This window comes from Halobaculum halobium, assembly GCF_030127145.1.
Lineage (GTDB): Archaea > Halobacteriota > Halobacteria > Halobacteriales > Haloferacaceae > Halobaculum > Halobaculum halobium.
The window spans coordinates 874,911-893,973 of record NZ_CP126158.1; the positions used below are offsets into that span (position 1 = coordinate 874,911).

18 protein-coding genes, 1 tRNA gene and 2 pseudogenes are annotated in these 19,063 nt (G+C 67.9%); 7 read left to right on the forward strand and 14 right to left on the reverse strand.

Going from position 1 to position 19,063, the window contains the following annotated elements; translation table 11 throughout:
- Positions 1–32: 32 nt before the first annotated feature.
- The 4 genes from menD to P0Y41_RS04655 all read right to left on the reverse strand — a co-directional run bounded on the left by menD (position 33) and on the right by P0Y41_RS04655 (position 4,013).
- On the reverse strand, positions 33–1,829 hold the full coding sequence (menD, locus tag P0Y41_RS04640) for a 2-succinyl-5-enolpyruvyl-6-hydroxy-3-cyclohexene-1-carboxylic-acid synthase (RefSeq protein WP_284062805.1): 1,797 nt from the start codon (positions 1,827–1,829) through the stop codon (positions 33–35).
- 82 nt (positions 1,830–1,911) lie between these two features.
- Complete coding sequence (locus P0Y41_RS04645; RefSeq protein WP_284062806.1) at positions 1,912–2,334, reverse strand: CoA-binding protein; 423 nt, start codon at positions 2,332–2,334, stop codon at positions 1,912–1,914.
- Between the two features lie 71 nt (positions 2,335–2,405).
- Complete coding sequence (locus P0Y41_RS04650; RefSeq protein ID WP_284062807.1) at positions 2,406–3,014, reverse strand: RAD55 family ATPase; 609 nt, start codon at positions 3,012–3,014, stop codon at positions 2,406–2,408.
- Between the two features lie 153 nt (positions 3,015–3,167).
- Positions 3,168–4,013, reverse strand: a complete 846-nt coding sequence (locus P0Y41_RS04655) for a geranylgeranylglycerol-phosphate geranylgeranyltransferase (RefSeq protein WP_284062808.1) — start codon at positions 4,011–4,013, stop codon at positions 3,168–3,170.
- A gap of 340 nt (positions 4,014–4,353) precedes the next feature.
- Between P0Y41_RS04655 and P0Y41_RS04660 the strand changes: the two genes are divergently transcribed.
- Positions 4,354–4,428 (forward strand) — tRNA-Arg (locus tag P0Y41_RS04660).
- Between the two features lie 216 nt (positions 4,429–4,644).
- Positions 4,645–6,228 (forward strand): hypothetical protein, encoded by a 1,584-nt coding sequence (locus tag P0Y41_RS04665; protein WP_284062809.1) that lies wholly within the window; start codon positions 4,645–4,647, stop codon positions 6,226–6,228.
- 273 nt (positions 6,229–6,501) lie between these two features.
- On the opposite strand, the pseudogene P0Y41_RS04670 reads toward P0Y41_RS04665, so the two are convergent.
- The 3 genes and pseudogenes from P0Y41_RS04670 to P0Y41_RS17890 form a co-directional block, all read right to left on the reverse strand.
- Positions 6,502–7,290: pseudogene (locus P0Y41_RS04670) on the reverse strand (DUF7961 domain-containing protein); the annotation flags it as partial.
- An 86-nt stretch (positions 7,291–7,376) separates the two neighbouring features.
- A complete protein-coding gene (locus P0Y41_RS18110; protein ID WP_490396652.1) occupies positions 7,377–7,541 on the reverse strand; it encodes a hypothetical protein in 165 nt (54 codons plus the stop codon).
- Positions 7,542–7,568: 27 nt separating this feature from the next.
- Positions 7,569–7,691, reverse strand: a pseudogene (locus tag P0Y41_RS17890) (ATP-binding protein); the annotation flags it as partial.
- 95 nt (positions 7,692–7,786) lie between these two features.
- Here P0Y41_RS17890 and P0Y41_RS04680 point away from each other — a divergent pair.
- Entirely contained in the window at positions 7,787–9,028 is a 1,242-nt protein-coding gene (locus P0Y41_RS04680) for a hypothetical protein (RefSeq protein ID WP_345783192.1), read from the forward strand.
- Positions 9,029–9,327: 299 nt separating this feature from the next.
- On the opposite strand, the gene P0Y41_RS04685 is transcribed toward P0Y41_RS04680, so the two are convergent.
- Together P0Y41_RS04685 and P0Y41_RS04690 are read right to left on the reverse strand one after the other, a co-directional pair.
- Positions 9,328–9,543: a DUF8149 family protein gene (locus P0Y41_RS04685; RefSeq protein WP_284062812.1), complete on the reverse strand. Its 216-nt coding sequence runs from the start codon at positions 9,541–9,543 to the stop codon at positions 9,328–9,330.
- A 62-nt stretch (positions 9,544–9,605) separates the two neighbouring features.
- A complete protein-coding gene (locus P0Y41_RS04690; RefSeq protein WP_284062813.1) occupies positions 9,606–10,895 on the reverse strand; it encodes an FtsZ/tubulin family protein in 1,290 nt (429 codons plus the stop codon).
- A 125-nt stretch (positions 10,896–11,020) separates the two neighbouring features.
- On the opposite strand from P0Y41_RS04690, the gene P0Y41_RS04695 reads away from it, so the two are divergent.
- The 3 genes from P0Y41_RS04695 to P0Y41_RS04705 all read left to right on the forward strand — a co-directional run bounded on the left by P0Y41_RS04695 (position 11,021) and on the right by P0Y41_RS04705 (position 12,670).
- Entirely contained in the window at positions 11,021–11,518 is a 498-nt protein-coding gene (locus P0Y41_RS04695) for a dihydrofolate reductase (RefSeq protein WP_284062814.1), read from the forward strand.
- A gap of 83 nt (positions 11,519–11,601) precedes the next feature.
- On the forward strand, positions 11,602–12,081 hold the full coding sequence (locus P0Y41_RS04700; protein ID WP_284062815.1) for a hypothetical protein: 480 nt from the start codon (positions 11,602–11,604) through the stop codon (positions 12,079–12,081).
- Between the two features lie 61 nt (positions 12,082–12,142).
- On the forward strand, positions 12,143–12,670 hold the full coding sequence (locus tag P0Y41_RS04705; RefSeq protein ID WP_284062816.1) for a hypothetical protein: 528 nt from the start codon (positions 12,143–12,145) through the stop codon (positions 12,668–12,670).
- Between the two features lie 48 nt (positions 12,671–12,718).
- On the opposite strand, the gene P0Y41_RS04710 is transcribed toward P0Y41_RS04705, so the two are convergent.
- The 4 genes from P0Y41_RS04710 to P0Y41_RS04725 all read right to left on the reverse strand — a co-directional run bounded on the left by P0Y41_RS04710 (position 12,719) and on the right by P0Y41_RS04725 (position 16,565).
- The gene (locus P0Y41_RS04710) at positions 12,719–13,588 is read right to left on the reverse strand and encodes an enoyl-CoA hydratase/isomerase family protein (protein WP_284062817.1); all 870 of its coding nucleotides are present in this window, start codon (positions 13,586–13,588) and stop codon (positions 12,719–12,721) included.
- A complete protein-coding gene (locus tag P0Y41_RS04715) occupies positions 13,585–14,508 on the reverse strand; it encodes a 3-hydroxyacyl-CoA dehydrogenase family protein (RefSeq protein WP_284062818.1) in 924 nt (307 codons plus the stop codon). The genes P0Y41_RS04710 and P0Y41_RS04715 overlap by 4 nt, the downstream gene beginning before the upstream one ends.
- Before the next feature lie 88 nt (positions 14,509–14,596).
- Complete coding sequence (locus P0Y41_RS04720; protein ID WP_284062819.1) at positions 14,597–16,021, reverse strand: MATE family efflux transporter; 1,425 nt, start codon at positions 16,019–16,021, stop codon at positions 14,597–14,599.
- Positions 16,022–16,106: 85 nt separating this feature from the next.
- A complete protein-coding gene (locus tag P0Y41_RS04725) occupies positions 16,107–16,565 on the reverse strand; it encodes a hypothetical protein (protein ID WP_284062820.1) in 459 nt (152 codons plus the stop codon).
- 169 nt (positions 16,566–16,734) lie between these two features.
- On the opposite strand from P0Y41_RS04725, the gene P0Y41_RS04730 reads away from it, so the two are divergent.
- Positions 16,735–17,346: a class I SAM-dependent methyltransferase gene (locus P0Y41_RS04730; protein ID WP_284062821.1), complete on the forward strand. Its 612-nt coding sequence runs from the start codon at positions 16,735–16,737 to the stop codon at positions 17,344–17,346.
- A gap of 41 nt (positions 17,347–17,387) precedes the next feature.
- Here the strand turns inward: P0Y41_RS04730 and P0Y41_RS04735 are convergent, their stop codons facing one another.
- Complete coding sequence (locus P0Y41_RS04735; protein ID WP_284062822.1) at positions 17,388–18,944, reverse strand: RAD55 family ATPase; 1,557 nt, start codon at positions 18,942–18,944, stop codon at positions 17,388–17,390.
- Positions 18,945–19,063: the final 119 nt, after the last annotated feature.

Here is a 19,063-nt window from a genome sequence, read left to right on the forward strand (position 1 = left end):
GAAACCGGCGTCCGCCACTCGGCGCTCAACGCTCAGTCAGTCAATCGTTCGGCGGTGCGCTCGGCGATCTCCTCGCGCACGCGGTGGCTCGCCTCGGCGTCGCTCGCGACCTCGATCACGTCGGTCCCGTCGCTCGCGGCGCTCTCGCGGTACAACTCGCGGAACCCCTCGCGGTCGTCGCCGTCGACGCGGGCAAATGACAGGTCGTACAGCTCTCCCGTGGGCTCGAAGTCGAGGTCGTGGGGCGTCTTGAACTGGCTCGTGAACGGCGGGTCGAACGCCTCGATCGGGAGCATGTGGAAGATGCCGCCGCCGTCGTTGTTGATCAGAACGACCGTCGCGCCGACGTCACACCGCTCCAGTGCGAGCAGGCCGTTCATGTCGTGGTAGTACGCGAGGTCGCCGGTGACGAGCGTCAACTCGTCCGTCGTCGCCGACCCGGCGCCCAGCGCCGTCGAGACGATGCCGTCGATGCCGGAGGCTCCCCGGTTCCCGAGCATCGTCAGCCCCTTGGCCGCGGGGGCGGCGAAGCGGTCGGCGTCGCGGACGGGCATCGAGTTCGAGACGAACACGGTCGACGGCTCGGGCGCCAACTCGGTCACGTCGGCGAGCACGCGGCCTTCGAAGAAGCGTCCGCCGTCGGCGGTGGCCTCGACGGCGTCCCAGTGGGCGGCCTCGGCGGCCTCCCAGCGCTCGCGCCACGCGGTCGAATCGGAGTCGAGCGCGCTCCCGACCCCGCCGCCCCCACCCACCTGCCGCGAGAGCGCGCCGCAGAGCCGCGAGGGGTCGGCGACGACCAGGTCGGTGGCTGCGAACTCCGCCTCGCGCCACCCGCCGGCGGGGTCGACGAGCAGTTGTCGCGCGCCGGACCCCGCGAGGTACTTCCGGAGCGGTTTCGAGGTCGGCGAGGCGCCGAACCGCACGACGACCTCCGGGTCCGGCCAGTCCTCCGGAACACCGCCCGCGAGGAAGCCGTCGTAGCCGCCGAGGACGGGCGCGACTCGGACAGCCGAGCCGAATCGAAGCCCCGAGAGCGGGTCCGCGAGCACGGGGAACCCGGTCGCGTGCGCCAGCGCGGTGACTGCCTGGGGGTCGGGGCCCGGCGGGTCCGCGGGCCCGGCGACGATCAGGCCGCGCTCCGCGTCGAGCACGCTGGCGATGCGCTGGAGGTCGCGGTCGTCGGGCATCGGGTGACCGGCAGTCGTCGAGACGAACGGGCGGCCGCCCTCGCGTCCCTGGGCGGCGAGTTCGGGGAGATCGTCGGGCACGTCGCCGTCGACCGCGACGGGTTCCAGTGGTTTGCAGAACGGGACGTTCAGGTGAACCGGACCGGCCGGGGTGCCCTCCGCGGTCGACACGCCGCGCGCGAGGTCGGTGCGCAGCGAGCGCAGTTTCCGGTCGTCGGCCGCGGGCTCGGGGAGATCCTTGTACCACCGGACGGCGTCGCCGTACAGTTTCTCCTGATCGACGGTCTGGTTGGCGCCGGAGTCGCGCAGTTCCGGCGGCCGATCGGCCGTGAGCAGGAGCATCGGTACTCTGGACTGGGCGGCCTCCATCACCGCCGGATGGAAGTTCGCGGCTGCGGTGCCGGACGTGCACACGAGCGGCGTCACCTCGCCTGTGCGGCGGGCGCGACCGAGCGCGAAGAAGGCGGAGGCGCGCTCGTCCAGGTGCGAGAACACGTGGACGTCGGGGTGTTCGGCGAGCGCGACGGTCAGCGGCGTCGAGCGCGAACCGGGGGTGACGCAGACGGCGTCCACGCCTGTCGCCGCGAGCTCGTCGGCGACGGCGCGACCCCACAGCGTGTTTCGGTTCGGGGCGGCGGTCATGGCCGCCGCTTCGGCCGGCCGGCGGATAAACGGCCGTATCTCCGTCCCGTCGTCGACGCGGGGCGACGATGCGCCTTGGTGGTTATCCCAGTAATCGGCTGTGTTCGACCTTCATACACCGATCCTGTGTGGTCAGCAGACCGGCGCCCTCGGCGCGCGCGAGCGCCTCGTCGTCGGTGATGCCGAGTTGAAGCCACAGCCCCTCCACGTCGCCGCGGGCCTCGTGGCGTGCGAGCACGTCGTCGACGATGTCCGACACCTCTTCGCTCGGGCGGAACACGTCGACCAACGCGATCTCCTCCTCGACGTCCGCGAGCGAGTCGTACGCCTCGCGGCCGAGAATCTCGTCGGCGTAGGGATTCACCGGGATCACCTCGTAGCCGCGTTCCTGCAGGTACGCGGGGATGTCGTGGGCGGCCTTCCCCGGCGTGCTCGAACACCCTACGACCGCGACAGGGTCCATCGACAGCAACTCGTGCAGGCCGTCGTCATCGGTGACTGGCATGCTCGAGCGTCCGCCTCCATCGGTCAAAAGGGTTCGTCCGGATCGAACGCGCCGCGGCGGCGACCTGCGTGTCAGGCGTTCGCCAGCCTGACCGACGGCTCGCCGTCCTCGCTGGTCTCGATGATCCCGTCGAACAGTTGCTTCAGGGTGTTCATCGTTTGGTCGTCGTGGGCCGTGGAGTCGAGACAGTACAGCCCGAGGCCGTCGACGCTTTGGATCCGCCCTGTGAACACGTGGAGGAACCGGAACACTGTCTGGAGATCCGAGTACATCAACAGCGTCGACAGCGAGTGGACCATGACGCGGTTCTGTCGGATGCCGCGGTCCTTGTAGAACGCCTCCAGGAACGACGAGAGCTTGATCCCGATGCCGGTCATATCCACCGGAGAGGAGGTGTACTTGATGCGGTCGCTGTCGCGCACGTCGTTGACGCCCTGCTGGCGCGTGACGGTGTCGACGACCGCGACTGGCCGACCCTCGTACGGTTCGCGCTTCTCGAACTGTTTCAGAAGGCGATCCGCCGAGTCTTTGGTCGTCACCATGATCGCGCCCTCACCGTTTCGCGTTCCCTCCGCGAGTACGTCGAGCGCGAGTTCGCGCTTCCCGCTCAGCGGGGGACCGGTGAGGAGAACGTTCGATCCGGGCTCGATCTCCGCCCCGAGCGCCTCTACCTCATACATAGAATGCCTCCGCGAACCGATCGGCGCAGACGGCGCGCTCTCGCGGGCTCGTCGTTCGCTCCGTCTCGCCGGGAGTCATCCAACTACACATGGGTTGCCGTGAGCCGGTATTATTCTTTATGATTAGCTGGACGACGTGACGCCCCTCGGTGGTCATCCCATCACCGCCACGGCTCGGCCAGCGACGAACGCCGCCGCCGCGAGAAACGTCCCGCGTTTGATCCACCGCTGTGCCGTCCCCGGATCCCGGAATCCCCAGGCGGTCGCGCCGAGCATCGTCGCGTCCGCGGGCACGACGACCGCGAGATACGCCAGACCGAACGTCCCGTCGACGTAGGGTATGGCGCTCGCAAGCGTCGCCGTCACCATCGCGACCGTCGCGAGCGCGAGCGCGGGCCGCTCGCCGACGACGATCGGAAGCGTCCGGAGCCCCTCCTCGCGGTCTCCGGCCACGTCCTCGACATCCTTTACCACCTCGCGCGCGAACGTCGCCGTCGCGGCCAGCCCGAACAGCGTCCACGTCGGCGGCGCGACCGGCCCGACCGCGGCCGCCCCGAACAGAAACGTCGAGCCGGTGAGGGAGGCGACGACCGCGTTTCCCACCGCCGGCAACCCCTTGAACAGTTGCGTGTACGCCAGCAGTGCCAGGAGGTTCACAACCGCGATTACCAGCGCCAGCGGCGGCAGCGACAGCGCCGCGGCCGTGGCGATCAGAAACAGCGCGGCCGCGAACCCCGCCGCCTCGCGGGCCGAAACCCGGCCGCTCGGGATCGGCCGCTCTGGCCGGTTCACGGCGTCGATGTCGCGGTCGAAGTAGTCGTTGACCGCGTTCCCGGCGCCCGTCGCCGCCGCGGTCGCGATCACCGCGGCCGCGACCGCCCAAGCCGCGTCAAGCCCGCCCGCGACGAACGAGCCGACGAAGGTGAGCGACCCCGCTGCGACCGCGTTGCCGACGCGGGCGAGTTCGAGGTACCCGCCGATCGTCCGAATCGCGTCCATCGTTCGCGGTCACCGGCCGGTTGGGGATAAAGGGCGCGGGAAGAACGCGACGCCGGTGAGCGCTTGGGCGGAGAGATCGCCCCGCGGCGAGCGTGTTCGGGCGGCGGAGTCCGAACAGCCGGTGTCGCTCTCCCGCCGTGGTCTGCGACCACGCGGAGAGCCCGACGCCGGAGCTCACGCAGCATGGTACCGAACCAACGCCCGCCCGACTATCTCCTCGCCTCGAGCCGTAGTGGCCGTCGCTATCGGTCGATGACTGCCAACTGTTGTCTATCTCTTTGGTTCCCCGATCGATTCGAAGCGCGGGACTTAAGCGGGGCTGCCGGAAACAGACAGGTGCGGGCGCTTAGCTCAGTCTGGACAGAGTGCTTGGCTTCGGACCAAGTTGCCGCGGGTTCAAATCCTGCAGCGCCCATTCCTTCGCCGCCCGTTCCACCTCCAACCGGAGGTTCTCCGTACAGGCCCTCTCGACACCAAATCCGGCGTTTGAACCTTCTCTGAACTCCCCACTTTCTGAGCGTTCAAATGGAATTCCCATGTGTTGGTCTGAGCTGCCGAGATGGCCACTCGGTCTGGTTTTGCCGGAAAACAAACAATTAGTCTTTTTTATTTCTGTGTCTCCTGAACGTGGATGTATGGGAAGTTGATAAAAGATGGCCCTAGTGTCGGGCTTGTTGCGACTTTTGGGGGTATCGAACTCGTTTTACGATCGTTCGGGGAATCATCATCCCCAGCTACCGATTTTATTGCCTCGGCGACGAGCCTCTTCGGAAGTGAAATCGTTACTTCGCCTATCCTATCTTGGAGTATCGGATGGATGTTTTTGGGAAGTTTAGCATATCAGATCTTCTACCGGGTTGATGTCCTCCAAGACGAGGCTCATGTCAGCCGTCGGTCTGCCTATTTCGCTGGAGCCGCTCTTGCGACACTCATTGGAGCAGGACTTACGTGGCGTGTCTTTGGGTTGGTAGTCTCATATGGATCTATCCCGCCTGTCATTGCTGATGGTATTATCCAAGCCACATTGCTTCTCGCGTTGATTCTCATACTCATGTCTGACAACCCAGTTACTGATGGACAACTCGCGGTAGTACTCGGTGCAGCGATGATGATCGCTGCGATGCTGTATCCTCTTCCCGAGGTTGCTGTTATTGTCTGGTTCATTACGGGTATTGGCGTCAACAGAATTCCGTTAGGGCCCCAGCTCAAGCAAGTTCTCAATGATCCGGTTGAACGATTGATGATTGGCGTCGCCGCAACGACAGTAAATATACGGGGTTTTGTGTCCGCATTGTATATCATCGCGGGACTTATTCTCTCTGTAGCAGTATTTCTTGATTCACCAGGAACCATTGAGCAAAACATCCGAACTCTCGTTGTGAGCTTCACAACCGGGTCAGGTTCTGGGGATTTCGCCGTTTCAACAGTTGAAGAAGTCGCATTTCTGAGCTTGACCGCTTTCGCGCCAGCAGTGTACGGTGTTTGGTACTGGTTGCGAGTTACAGAACGACTGCCGTTCGCCTTGGGACTGGCAGCAGACCCAACGGAAGACGATTCAGGATCCGGTCGGTTTGGTGTGCGAGAATGGGGGCCAGATGATAGCGGTGGGGATCATACCGAAGTCGAGGGTGTAGCGTATCGACCAATTCCCCCTGGATTTGGAATCCCAATTGTTCTTCTCTTCGCACCGTTACTCGTCTACGTTGATTCCACATCAGAGATCTCGTCGGGAACCATTCCGCGTGGCTATCTCATCGCCGCGGGGTCCGCTGCCATCCTAGCAATTGGGACTATTGGCATCACCATCATACGGGCACGGACTATGTCAGAATACGACTCGGACGCTCCGACGGTTGCTGCTTGGGCCCTTGCGCTGCAACTAGCGTTCGTTGCATTACTGGGTCCTACTGAAGTCACGTCTGTTATCAACAATTTCCTGACAGGTCAACGCTTAGGTGTTGATCTCACTGCTGTCGGGTCTGCACTTGCGGGCGCTATTATTTTGGGCGCGCTGGTGGTTCTTCCCTCGAAGATTCCCAAGATCGCGGATGCGAATCCGGTGCTTGGCATGAGCCTCCTTGCTGTCGTGTTCGGAGTAGTAGTGGCCGTGATTGGCGCAGGAAATACGCTTGTGGGTGGTATTGCCGGAATAGCGGTTATTGCTGGTATTGCTGGGGTTGTTATTGGATCCATAGTAGAAATTAGTGATTTTTGACAGACAAGTACGTAATGGGCATCTTAGTGTTGAAAATATATTGCGTTTCTATAGCTCATACACTATCGGATTTGTCATCATCTCCTTCATAGACGGAAGTTGTCCGAACACTATTTCATCTGTATCTATCATCAAGCGTCGACGGTCCCCCTGCGCATCTTCTTGGGACCGCGATCGACGTGCATCCCTCCCTCTCACTTCATAGGGAGCGGGCCGATGGGGAGGCGGCGCGCGAGTGGCCCCTGTGGGTTCGAGCGCGCTCCGAGCCGGCTACTCGACGAACTCCAAGTTTTCTGGCTTGTACGTGTACAGCGTGATTTCCTGGTCGTCACAGTACGACGAGAGCAACGCCTCGCTGAATCCCTGCCAGTCGCCCGGTCCCTCGTCCAACGAACTGGGGAACGCTACCCGGACTGCCTCGCTGTCGAGTTCCTGACCGTAGAGTTCGACCTTCGTCTCCGGCGGCAGCACCTCGACGACGACCGCCTCTGACGCCTCCTGGTCGTCGGCCCGCTTCACCCGATCACCCGGCTGGAACGGGTTGTCCGGCTTCTGGTTCATGTGTGCCGTGTTCGGTCCGAGGTCCTGCAGGCTGTTCATCGGCTGCGCCGCCAGGTGCTGCAACTTCTCGGGCTCGTCGCCGGAGTACGCCTCCCCCGTTCGGACCTTCGATTTCAGAACTGCCATGTGCTCCCAGCCGAGGAGGATCAGCGAGTCCTCGTTATCGCGGTGCCACGCCATCACGATGATGTCGTCCTCCGAGTCGTTCTCGACGAGCGTTCGCGGGAGGAAGGCAGCCACATCACGCGAGGTCTTGACGTCGATATTGTACCCGAACACCTCGAAATCGTGTCCCGAGAAGCTTTCAGGATTACATCGCCGCATCGCGTCCTCGTTCTCCCATTCCCACATCTCTGCCGGGACGTATTCTCGACAGAACTGCTCGAACGCGATCTCCCCGAGGTTCCCCACGCGCTTCTTTCCGACGTCCTCCGCACCCTGCTGTTTCGCCTGGTAGTCAGCTCGGGACCGATCGATCTCGTCTGGCGTGAACTGATACACTATTCACCGCACTGCGAAGTTGTACTTTATACGTACCTGTCCAAATTGGCTGTTTTCGTATTCAGGGTAATCTTGTCGCCGAGCCCTTAGAGATCGTCCTCGTCGAGTTCCCCAACGAGATACGCTTCTCCTTTCTCGGTGATCCGGTAGTTCCCTTGCCCGGTGTCGGTTTTCGTCACTATGTGGTGGTCAAGAAGTTCTGAAAGACGAGAAGAAATGTGTTGTCGCGTGAGATCGAGATTCGCACTCATTATCGAGGGCGACAGAATGAGGCCGGATTCCTTGAGAAGTTCGGTTTTCCCGACGCGACACCGGCCGTAAACCACGTAGAAGTCGTGGCCCGGCGACTCGAACGCCGTGTCGAGGGCGTCGAGTTCCTCCGTCCGATCGTAGAAGGTCATACTCTGAGTAATGATTAGTACCATAATGATTGTGCCTTTCTCCCAGGCTCAACGTCATCCCCATCTTCATAAGCTGGTGATAGCATTATCCCGCCATGGCAAGTGCGGCGTCGCCGCTCTCGGAACCACGCGTGTTGGCGCACGCGAAGCGCCGCCTGTTCCCAGATGATGCCGACGACGGGTACGCGGTCGTCGATACCCAGTTCTCATCCGATCAGTGGCTCGCAAACGAGTCCATCGATCCGGACATCACGGACCAACTAGCGCCTTTCAATCACGTCCGGGTCGGCTCTGGCTACCCCGACCTCATCGGTGTTCGTCTACTGAGCGACGAGTTACTGGCCGTGGACCGCCTCGGCGATGACCCACCGCTGGTGGCGGTCGAAGCGAAAGGCCACACAAATCGAAGTGCAGCCGACGTCGAGCGTGGAATCGTCCAGGCGTACGACCGGCTCCACGAAGCGAACGCCGCGTACGTCGCAGTCCCGGCGGATACCGTCTCACAGTCTGCTCGGACGCTGGCCCGGGAGCTGAACGTCGGCATCCTCGGCGTGACTCCCGACGGAACAGTCGATCCGGTCGAAACACCTCGAGTCGTCGGAAACCGAACGACGACCGAGACGACGGCCATCCGATTCCAGGCCAGTGCGCAAGGCGTCGCCGACAAGTCGTTCGGCCTCAATCATCCGAAGAACTACCTCGCGTATCCACTCGCTGTCTCCCACCGCCGCGAGACGGAACAGGTTCTTTCGGAGTACGTCGTACGCGCCACCGATGACGCCAGAACCGGGGCGGCCTTTCTGAACCTCATCGACGACCAGTCCGCCTCGACTCGGCTGACTCCCCTCGGACGAGAGGTTGTCAGGTTCGCGTTGCGGGAGTACGAGTCGGTCGAGGCCGCGCTAAAGGAGTTCGACGACTGGAAGCGCTCGCGGGAACGCTTCTGTGATCTAGTCCCGAAGTGGGGCATGCTCACCAGACGTGTGGTATACGATTATCCGGCAACGCAGTTGCTCGTCGAAGAACTCCAGCATATGCACGAAGACGGTATGACCGAGCCATCCCTCCCCGACGTCGTGGAGTATCTTCACGAGCTACACCCGTCATTCACCATCGAACTGTTCGTCCGCGGTGACGACGACGTCCGGAGTCGCGTCCTGAACGCCGACGGGGAGTTACAACGTGAGCCCCTCGGCGATGGGGGCATCTACCATTCGCCGACTGTGTTCCAGCTCAAAGCGATGCTGTATCACGCCGGCATCCTGACTTCACGGGGTGCGGAACCGTCGAACCTGAACCCACCGACCGACGAGTGGGCGTTACGCGAGTCGATATAACCAGCACGGCTGGAGTTCGTTGTCAGCCAAATCGGGTCGATACTCCCCTTTGATCTAATCAGGGGTGGGTTCTCAGTGGGTGCAAGTGAGACCCACCGAAGCGGAATTCGCCGAATCCCTCAGCGAGCATCTTCGGCGGGTTCTCGCCGACAGGATCGAATCGAGTGTCTGTGAGCTGTTCCAGGCGGTCCCAGTCGATGGAGACGTGTCCCACTGGAGCATCGTCCAGCGGGGTTGAAATCGCGGGAGACGGAAGGACCGGCGATTGGTCGTTGCGCTCGGTCTCCGTCGACTCTCGCTTACTCCTCCTCCAAGAGCCCCATATCCTCGACGACGAGGTCGGCGATCCGGTCGGCGAGTTCGGCCTCGACGCCGGCGACGTCCTCGCCGTCGTGGCGCGCCTCGTTGTGTCGCTCTAGTTGGTCAGCGAGGTCCGAAAGCGGCACGCGCGTCCGGGTGTCGCACTCCTCACAGACGATGGGTACGGTGGGGTCGTCGTCCCCGTCGGTGGACATGCACGGCGCTCGTACGGGGATCATCCTAAACGGGTCGGTTCGACCGTGTTGGACCGTCGGCGTCACTCCAGTCGCGTGGGATCGAGGTCGTCCTCGAGCGCGCCGAGCCGGTCCGCCATCGAGATTCCCGACAGCAGCACCGTGACGCGGAACTCTTCGGCGGTCGGATCGGGGTAGTCGCCCCAACGGATCTCGGGAACCTCCGTCTCCTCTTCGATGAGGCTTCGCGCGCGTTCGAGCCCGCGTCGACTGAGCCACGCCGGCGGCGCGTGGAAGACGACGGCCGCGCGCGACGCGCTGGTAAGATCACACGGGAGACTGAGGCGATGGGTGATCGCCTTCCGGGCGGCGTTGGTCGCGACCGACACCGCTTCGCCCTCGTCGACGGCGGGTCCGTCCGCGCCGCCGATCCGATCGAGCAAACCGCCGACGAACCCCTCGCGGCGGCCGTTCTCCACCTCGGCTCCCGCGGATCCAAGCGCCGTGACGCCGCCGGCGCCGAGGGTGTTCGTCAACTCGCTGGCGTCGAGCACGCGCTCGGGCGTCGGGTCGGCCGCCTCGCCGGCGGCCAGAAACGAGCCGAGCCGTCCGGCGACGGCGTCGTCCAGCGCCGGCCACGCTGCCGCGTACGGGGCGGCGCTGGCGCGCCACACGTCGAGGTCAGCGAGCAGGAGGTCGTCGCTCGCGGCCGAGAGCGCGCGCACCGCGCCGGCGGCGTTGGACGCGAGCGGTCGCTCCGGGCGCTCCGAGCGATCCGAGTGATCCGAGTGATCCGAGCGATCCGACGCATCGGGCGCATCGGGCGCGTCGCGATCGTCGCCGGAGCCGGGGCCGGGGTGATCGGTCCCCAGAGCAGCTGCTTCGTCGGTTGCCGACCGCTTCGGTCCGTCCGTCGTCGCGTCGGTGGCGTCGCCCTCGCCGCCGGTCTCGGAGACGCCCGGGAGCACCCCGAGCGCGTACACCGGCGTTGCCGTCACCTGCCCGAGCAGGTCGACGACCGCCGGAGCGATGCCGGCGCCCGTACCGCCCCCGAGCGCGGCACACACGAGCGCGGCGTCCGTGCGCCCGACGGGAAGCGAGTCGACCGCCGCTTGGAGCTCCGGGCGCTCCTCGCGCGCGATCTCCGAGGCGAGGGTCCCGTCGCCGGTGGTTCCCTCGCCGTCGGTGTGGACCGCACCCAGCAGGTGTCGCGCCTCCTCGTCGACGCGCGACAGCGCCGCGAGGTCGCCCGCGTCGGTGTCGACCGCGATGGCGCCGGCGATGTAGTCGACGGCGCGTCGCCCCTCGTCCGCCAGCAGCGCGTCCGCCAGGGCGGTGCCGCCGCCGCCGACGCCGACGATTCCGATCTGCATCTCGAGTGAACGCGGCCCCCGCGGGTACATAATCGTGATGGAGCCCGGAGCGCGCGACTGCACCCGAACGGTCCGCCCCGGCGGACGGGGAAAAGCGGTATGACGCACGCCGCCGTGGTCGTCGTATGGTCGAACTCGAGTCCGTCGCCGCTGTCGCCGACAACGGCGTCATCGGTGACAACGGCGAACTCCCGTGGCCCTCCATCCCCAAGGACAAGCAGCAGTACCGCGACCGGATCGCGAACCACCCGGTGATCCTCGGCCGGACGACGTTCGAGTCGATGCTCGACGACCTCCCGGGCACCGCACAGATCGTCCTCTCGCGCAGCGTCGACTCGGTCGAGGTCGACACGGCCCACGTCGCGGCCGACGCGGACGAGGCGGTCGCGATCGCCGAGTCGCTTGGCGCCGACACCGCGTCCGTGATCGGCGGGGGCGCGATCTACGAGCTGTTCCAACCGCACGTCGACCGGATGGCGCTCAGCCGAGTCCACGGCGAGTACGAGGGCGACACCACCTACCCCCACTGGGACGAGGCCGACTGGGAGTTGGTCGAGGCGACCGAGTACGACCGCTTCACGCTGGAGGAGTGGGTGCGCGTCGACCGCGACGCCGGCGAGTGACCTGCCGGCCGCGCCGCTCATGGGGCCTCCGTGAGCATCGGACCAGCGGAAACCGATAGGTAGCTCGGGCCCGTGGTCAGCATATGACAGCCATCACGTTGCTCGCGCCGGTCTCGCTCTCGATCCCGCTGCTGTTCCTCGTCGGCGTCGTCGGGGGGATCCTCGCGACGCTCGCGATGGACCGCGTGATGGACCAAGTCGACGAGGGGTGGACGCCGCCGAGCGTCGCCGCGGGCGTCCTCACCGATACCCACCCCGACAACTCCCCCGAGCGGCTCGCCACCGCGGTCCACTACGTCGCCGGGACGCTCTCGGGACCGCTGTACGTCTGGCTGCTGCTGGCCGTGGGCAGCGTCCTCGGCACCGGCCTCTTGGGGGCGGTCGTCGCCGGGGTCGTGATGTATCCGCTGATGGTCGGCTTCTTCGCGGTGGTCGTTCTCCCGCGCTCGACGGGGCTCCCCCGGCAGCGCCTTCGGGCCGTCCGCCGGGCGTGGGCGACCGAAGCTGGCGTGTACCTGCTCGTGCTCGTCCCGGTCGTCGGCGTCGCCGCGGCGCTGCTGTAGGCACCGACCAGATCTGGCGGCCGCCCGATCCGTTTTTGAGGCCCACCCCCGTCTCGCCGCCGTGTTCCGACGCATCCGCGAGACCGCCCCGGCCGGCCTCGTCCCGCTGGCGTGGACCTTCGCGATCGCCGCCCACCTCGACCTCGTCACCGACCGGTCCGTCCTGATCGCCCACCTCGTGATGGACGTGTTGCTCGTCGCGTTCGTCGTCCTCTCGTGGACGGACATGCGCGAGGGGGTGTTGCGCGCGTGGCGGACCGTGATCCTCGCGGGCATCCCCGTCACGCTCGCCGGCACGGCGGGGCTGCTCGCACCCGGCCTCGGGACGACGCCGGTGCTGGCGTCGGTCGTCGGCTGGACGCTCCTCCCCGTCCCCGCGCTGGTGTCCACTGCCCGCGCGTCCGCCGGGAGCGCCCGGACGGTGAACGGCGCGGCCGCGGCGCTCTCGCTCGCCGGCGCGGCCGCGTATCTCGCGGGCGTGTTCGTCGGCGGCCCCGCAGACCCGGCGCTCGGCCCCGTCGTCGCCGGACTCGCCCTCGTCGGCGTCGGACAGACGGCGGGAATCGTCGACGCGGTGGTCCGATACTGAGCGGTCTTCCGACGAGAACCGCGAGAAGTTCGCGTCGCCGCCGTCCGGCTACCGCCCCTCCCACTCCGGCTCTCTGTCCTCGAGGAACGCGTCGATCCCCTCGTCTTTGTCCCGGGTCGCGAACAGCCCGACGAACAGCTCCGACTCGTAGTCCAGCCCCTCGTCGAGGCCCATCCGCGATGCGGCCCGCACCGCCTTCTTCGCGTGCTCCAGCGCGACGGGGCTCTTGTCGGCCATCGACGCCGCGAGGTCGTACGCGCGGTCGTCGAACGCGCCGTCGCCGTGCACTTCATCCACGAGCCCGATATCGTCGGCCTCGTGGGCGTCGATCACCTCACCCGAGCAGATCAGCTTCATCGCCTGCCCCTCGCCGACGAGCCTGACGAGCCGCTGGGTGCCCCCGCCGCCGGGGATGAGCCCCAAGTTGATCTCGGGCTGGCCGAGTTTCGCGCGCTCGTGGGCGATGCGCACGTCGCACGCCTGCGCGAGCTCGCAGCCGCCGCCGAGCGCGTGCCCGTTGATCCGGGCGATCACCGGCTGGCGGAGGTCCGCGACGCGCTCGTACACCCGGGGACGCTCGCTCGCGCGACGCTGTTCGGTCACGCCGCGCTCGCGAAGCTCGGTCACGTCCGCGCCGGCGACGAAGGCCCGCGCCTCGTCGGCGCCCGTGAGCACGACGACGCGGACGCCATCGGAGCCGTGTGTCGCCTCGACCGCGTCGAGAACGCGCGTCAGCTCCCCGCGAAGCTGCGCGTTCAGGGCGTTGCGCGCCTCCGGCCGCGAGAGCGTGACCGTGGCGACGCCGTCGACGCGGTCGCCGACCGCACAGTCGACGAACTCGCAGTCGGCGGCGACGCCCTCGGGGTCGGCGTCGTCGCCGGCGTCGTCGCCAACGGCGGCCCCGTCGCGGTCGCTCATCGCGCCGCCCCCGAGCCGTCGCCGGCGGTCGCGCCGCTGCCGCCGACCGAGTCGTCGGCCGGCCGAACCGCCTCACCGTCTTCCCACACGTAGAAGCCCTCGCCGGTCTTCTTCCCCAGCTTTCCGGCGCGGACCTTCCGCTTGAGCGCCTGCGGCGGGCGGAAGCGCTCGCCCAGTTCCTCGCGCAAGTACTCCAGCACGTCGAGGCGCACGTCCAGCCCGATCACGTCGGTGAGCTGCAGCGGCCCCATCGGGTGGTTGTACCCCAACTCCATCGCGGCGTCGATGTCGGCGGCGCTCGCGACACCCTGCTCGTACATCCGGATCGCCTCGACCCCGAGCGCGACGCCCAGGCGGGAGGAGGCGAAGCCGGGCGAGTCGCGCACTTCGACGGCGGTCTTTCCGAGGGACTCGACGAACGAGCGTGCCGTCTCTAGGGTCGCCTCGTCGGTCCGCTCGGCCACGACGACCTCGACCAGTCCCATGAGGTGAACCGGGTTGAAGAAGTGGAGCCCGAGCAGGCGCTCGGGGCGGTCGAGCGCGCTCGCCAGCTCCGTCACCGACAGCGCGGACGTGTTCGACGCCAGCACCGCGCGGTCGCCGGCGTGGGCTTCGGTCTCGCCGAGCACCTCGCGCTTCAGGTCCAAGTCCTCGGGCACCGCCTCGATCACGAGGTCGGCGCCGTCGGCCGCCCTCGCCAGGTCAGTCGCCCCCGTGATCCGATCGAGGGCGGCCGCGCGCTCGGCGGGTTCAACCTTCCCGCGGTCGACGCCCTCCGAGAGGGTGTCGTCGATCCGGGCGAGACCGTCCTCGACGTACGACTCCTCAACGTCGCGCAGGGCGACGTCGTGGCCGGCGGTCGCGGCCGCCTGCGCGATGCCGGCGCCCATCGTGCCCGCGCCCAGTACCGTGACTCGCATAGCTGGGAGGTGCCGCGTGCGGGCATAAGGGTGGGTGGTGCGGCCCTCGGCTCCGGCGGGGCCGACTCCGCTGCACGCACGCGCCGCCTCAGTCGCTCGCGCCCGGCCGATACGCGCGACTGACCGCCTTCCAGCGGTTCGAGCGGAACCGATGGAGGTTCACCGCCAGCGGCACCGCCGTCTCCGCCAGCAGCGAGAGGAGCAGGCCGCCGACTCCGAGCGCGGGGATCACCGTTCCGGCCCACGCCAGCGGCAGCGCCGCGAGGTACGCGCCCGCCAGCGTCGCGACGAAGGGGACGCGGGTGTCGCCGGCGCCCCGCAGCGTGCCCGTGATCGATCCGTCGACGCCGAGCGCGACGACCGAGATCGCCGCGACGCGGACGAAGTCGGCCGACAGCGACAGGTTCGACGGGTCATCGACGAACACGGCCGCGATGGGTTCGGCCGCGGCGACCACGACCGCGGCCGCGACGAGATACACCAACAGCGACAGTCGGGTGATCCCGCGGCCGTACGCCTCGGCTTCCGTCTCGTCGCCGCGGCCGAGCTCCTGCCCGACGAGCGTCGACGCCGCGATCGAGAAGCCCCACGAGAAGCTCCCGATGAGCGCGCGCACCTGCCGGCCGACGCCGACGGCCGCGACGGCCACGGGACCGAACGTCGCCGCGATCGCCAGCAGCGGGAACACGACGAGTCCCTGGGCGGCCCGTCTGGCGACCAGCGGCGCGGAGACGCGACTTATCTGGCCCAGGAGTTCGCGGTCGTGTGGCGACCCGCGGATCCGGAGCGGGACGGGGCTGGCGCCGCGACCGCGGAGGTAGCTCCGGCCGGTCATCCCCCACGCGAAGACGACGGTCACGAGCCCCGTCGCCAGCGCGGTGCCCAGCGCCGCGCCGGCGACGCCCATGTCGAACCCGAGGACGAACGTCGCCGACAGCGCGATGTTGGCGAGGCCGCCGCCCGCGCGGACGACCATCGGGGTGACGGTGTCGCTCACGCCCGCGTACGTCCGGCTGGCGATCAGGTTCAGGAACTCGAACAGGAGGCCCGGCGCGACCACCGCGAGGTAGGTCGCGCCGTAGCCGATGGCCGTCTCGTCGCCGCCGAGCAGGCCGACGAGCGGCTCGGCCGCGAGGCCGAACGCCGCGACCGCGGGCACCGCGAGCGCAAGCGCGATCAGGACGCTGAGGCGGACGACCGCGGCGGCGCGTTCGTCCTCGCCGCCGCCGTAGTTCTGGGAGACGAGCGAAACAGTGCCGCCCGCGAGCCCGATCGCGACGAACTTCGCGGCCATCCAGAACGCGTTCGCGAGCGTCAGGCCGGCGACCGCTGTCGGGCCGATGACGAGGCCGACGAGCGCGAGGTCGACGGTCCGCTTCGACATGATGGCGAAGCCGGTGACGATGCGGGGCCACGCCAGGTCCGTCGTCGCGCGGAGGCGCGACTCCTCGATGACGCCCGCGCCGGCGAGGGCCGCAGCGAGCGCCGCGCCGGCGCGACGAACCAGTGACACGTCAGTCGCGACGGCGGCGCGACGCTAATCGGTTCCGTTCGAGGGTCGTGCCCGCCGGAACGTCCCGGGGTCGCGAGCGACGCGGTCACGCGAGCAACAGCCCCGCGACCGCCCCGGTCGTGAGGACGGTCAACGCGTCGGCAGTCGGCCCGCTCCAGCCCTCGTCGGCGACGACGAACCGCCCGCGCTCGCGGACGGTCTCCGGGTCGGCCGCGACCGCGAGGTCGCCGTTCGACAGCGCCGCCCAGTACGCCAGCGGCGCGATCGCGAGATACCGGAGTCCGGATTCGGCCGGGAGCGCGGCGTCGAGCCCGGCGGCCGCGCCGACGTACGTTAGCGGCGCCAGCGCGACCGCCCGAATGATCAGCGACGGCGTCCCCTCGGGGACGCGCGCGTCGAACCGCCCCAGCGGGCGGCCGGCGCCGCCCCACGCCGGCAACACCTCGACCTCGGCGTCGAGCCCGAACAGCCGGGCGACGGCGGCGTGGGCCGCCTCGTGTGGGAGAACGGCGACGGCGACGAGTAGACGTCCGATCCGGGACACGGCGGTGGTACGCGCCCGACGGCCATAGGGGTTGCCCGGAGGAAGCGGACGCACGGACCGCCGGCCCGTCGCTCCCGCGTCGCCCGACGAACGCCGTCCGACGGCGGCGCTCGCCCTCCCCCGCCGTGCCGGTCGGAAGGGTTCTCCGTGTGGGGCCCCGCTGTCGAATATGAACGCCGACGACCTCCGCGACGCCTGGGCGGATCGCACCGGGGAGTTCTCTCCGCGGTACTACGCGCACTACGGCCCCAACGAGGTGAGCAGGCGACTCGCCGCCCTGCTCGGCGACGCCGTCGGCTGGGACGCGCGCGTGCTCGAACTCGGCTGCGGCTCCGGCCGCCACCTCGCCCACCTCCACGACGAGGGGTTCTCGACGCTCGCCGGCGTCGACATCAACCCCGGGTCCTTCGACGTCCTCCGCGAGGAGTACCCCGACCTCGGAACGGCCGGCGCGTTCCACGCCGGCGCCATCTCGGACGTGCTCCCCGCGTTCGACGACGGGAGCTTCGACGCCGTGTACTCGGTCGAGACGCTCCAGCACGTTCATCCCGAAGAGATGTCGGCGACGTTCGACGAGGTCGCGCGCGTCGTCGGCGACGTGCTCGTCACCGTCGAGTTGGAGGGCGACGGCGAGGCCGGCGGCGGGATCGTCGAGGTCGACGACGGCCTCCCGCTGTACCGGCACGACTGGGGGTCGGTGTTCGAGGCGCGGGGGCTCACCGAGACGAGCGTCGAGTCCATCGGGTACGACACGGTGCGCGTGTTCGAGCGCGCCGACTGAGCGCCCGCACCGTCCTCGTTTTCGACGCGTTCCGTACGCGACTACCCCCCGGACGGGTACTCGTCCGGGTACGACTCCGCCGCCATGGGGTTCTCGCGGTCGCTCGGTGGCCCCTGAACGGCGACGTACGGCTCCGTTTCGAGATACTCCACCAGCGAGGTGGTGCCGACGAAGCCGCACGGCGACTTCCGGAGGTGGACGTACTGGAGGCCGGTGTCCGAGAGCCACGTCTCGATCACCTGCTCGGCGGTGTTCTCGAGGAACGCGGTCACCTCGTCGGCGGCCGTCCCGGGGTTGTGGACGTGGACGAGCGTGTCCGTCGGCCGGACCAGCTGCGACTCCTCGTAGTAGCGTAGCTCCCGCGCCTCCTCCGCCGACAGCGCGTTCACGTACGCGTCGGCGTTCACGATCGACGTGAGCGCGGTGTCGTCGTCGCCCGCGTCGTCGGGGCGGATCGCCCCGAACGCCTCGCGCACTCCCTCGCCCGACGACGGCGCGTGAACGCCGTCGCGGTCGGCGTCCCACGTGCCGATCAGGTCGACGACGTGGAGTCGGCCGTCGGCGAGGAGGGCGCCCACGTCGTGGCCGAACCCCGAGAGGATCGTCTCCAGCCCGTGGGGGCGGAGGTGGATCGTCGGAACGACCGCGAGGCGGTCGCCGCGAGCGAGCGCGGCGTCGAGGAACGACCCCAGGAACGTCGAGACGTTCGCGGTGCCGTCGTGCTCGAAGAGCACCCCGGCACCCGCGACGACGCCGCCGCCGACGAGCCGGTCGAAGCCGTCGATGCCGATGGGGCGGTGCCCGTGGGTCTTCACGGCCGGCGGCTGGCTGCGCCGCCCGGGAACCGCCCGGGCACCGCGCTCGGCGTCGATGTGGAGTTCGAGGCGGCGGGTGTCGTGGTCGACGCCGCGGAGCTTCGCGATCTCGACGAAGCGGTGGTTGTCCTCGCGGATGCGGTCGCGCGTCAGCGAGACGACGCCGTGGACGGCGTACTGGAGCAGATCCCCGACGGAGTCGTCGCCGCCCTCCTCCGCGGTGAACACCAGCGTCGCGTCGCCGCGGTCGGTGAGCGTCGCGATCACGTCGAGGAGGACCCGTCGGTACGTGTGCGTGTCAGTGAACCCGGCGATCCCGTTTGCGGAGTCGACGACGACGCGGTCGTAGTCCTCGTAGCGCTGGAACTCCTCGCGGAGCGTCGCCGGCGTCAGCTCCCGCGTGTACTCGCCGAACGACATGGTCCCGCCGACGGCGGCGTCGTCGTCGAGTCGCTGAAGCGTCATCGCGTCGTCGTCCCCCTCAGGGTCCTCAAGCGTCACGCCGGGCGTCGCGTGGAGCGAGAGCACGTCGAGCCGGTCGTCGTCGAGGGCGAACGGAAACGCCGCGAACGAGTCGGCGACGTCGTCGAGCGTCTGCTCGGTGGTGACGTACAGGCACCGCTCGTCCGCTTGCACGCCGGCGTCGAGGAACTGCATGCTCAGCGTCGACTTCCCCGTCCCGGGGCCGCCGCGAACGAGCGTCGCCTGCCCGCGGGGGAGGCCGCCGCGGAGCATTCGATCGAGCACCTCGTCGCCGAGGCTCGCGGCAGTCTCGTCGGTCATGTCACACTCAACGCCCTCGAACGGACTTAACCGTACCTCCCCCGGCCGGTTCCACCGGCGCGTGTCGCCGGTGCGCCCCGCCCGGGGAGTGCGCGGCCGACGGTGGAGTTGAAGTGCGA

Coding starts and splice junctions, on each gene's coding strand:
- P0Y41_RS04645 (WP_284062806.1), bottom strand. CDS start 2,334: ATGCCAGTCACCGATGACGACGGCCTGCACGAGTTGCTGTCGATGGAC.
- P0Y41_RS04735 (WP_284062822.1), bottom strand. CDS start 18,944: ATGACCGACGAGACTGCCGCGAGCCTCGGCGACGAGGTGCTCGATCGA.
- P0Y41_RS04695 (WP_284062814.1), top strand. CDS start 11,021: ATGGTCGAACTCGAGTCCGTCGCCGCTGTCGCCGACAACGGCGTCATC.
- P0Y41_RS04665 (WP_284062809.1), top strand. CDS start 4,645: ATGTATGGGAAGTTGATAAAAGATGGCCCTAGTGTCGGGCTTGTTGCG.
- P0Y41_RS04655 (WP_284062808.1), bottom strand. CDS start 4,013: ATGGACGCGATTCGGACGATCGGCGGGTACCTCGAACTCGCCCGCGTC.
- P0Y41_RS04650 (WP_284062807.1), bottom strand. CDS start 3,014: ATGTATGAGGTAGAGGCGCTCGGGGCGGAGATCGAGCCCGGATCGAAC.
- P0Y41_RS04690 (WP_284062813.1), bottom strand. CDS start 10,895: ATGCAGATCGGAATCGTCGGCGTCGGCGGCGGCGGCACCGCCCTGGCG.
- P0Y41_RS04685 (WP_284062812.1), bottom strand. CDS start 9,543: ATGTCCACCGACGGGGACGACGACCCCACCGTACCCATCGTCTGTGAG.
- P0Y41_RS04710 (WP_284062817.1), bottom strand. CDS start 13,588: ATGAGCGACCGCGACGGGGCCGCCGTTGGCGACGACGCCGGCGACGAC.
- P0Y41_RS04680 (WP_345783192.1), top strand. CDS start 7,787: ATGGCAAGTGCGGCGTCGCCGCTCTCGGAACCACGCGTGTTGGCGCAC.
- menD (WP_284062805.1), bottom strand. CDS start 1,829: ATGACCGCCGCCCCGAACCGAAACACGCTGTGGGGTCGCGCCGTCGCC.
- P0Y41_RS04700 (WP_284062815.1), top strand. CDS start 11,602: ATGACAGCCATCACGTTGCTCGCGCCGGTCTCGCTCTCGATCCCGCTG.
- P0Y41_RS18110 (WP_490396652.1), bottom strand. CDS start 7,541: ATGAGTGCGAATCTCGATCTCACGCGACAACACATTTCTTCTCGTCTT.
- P0Y41_RS04730 (WP_284062821.1), top strand. CDS start 16,735: ATGAACGCCGACGACCTCCGCGACGCCTGGGCGGATCGCACCGGGGAG.
- P0Y41_RS04715 (WP_284062818.1), bottom strand. CDS start 14,508: ATGCGAGTCACGGTACTGGGCGCGGGCACGATGGGCGCCGGCATCGCG.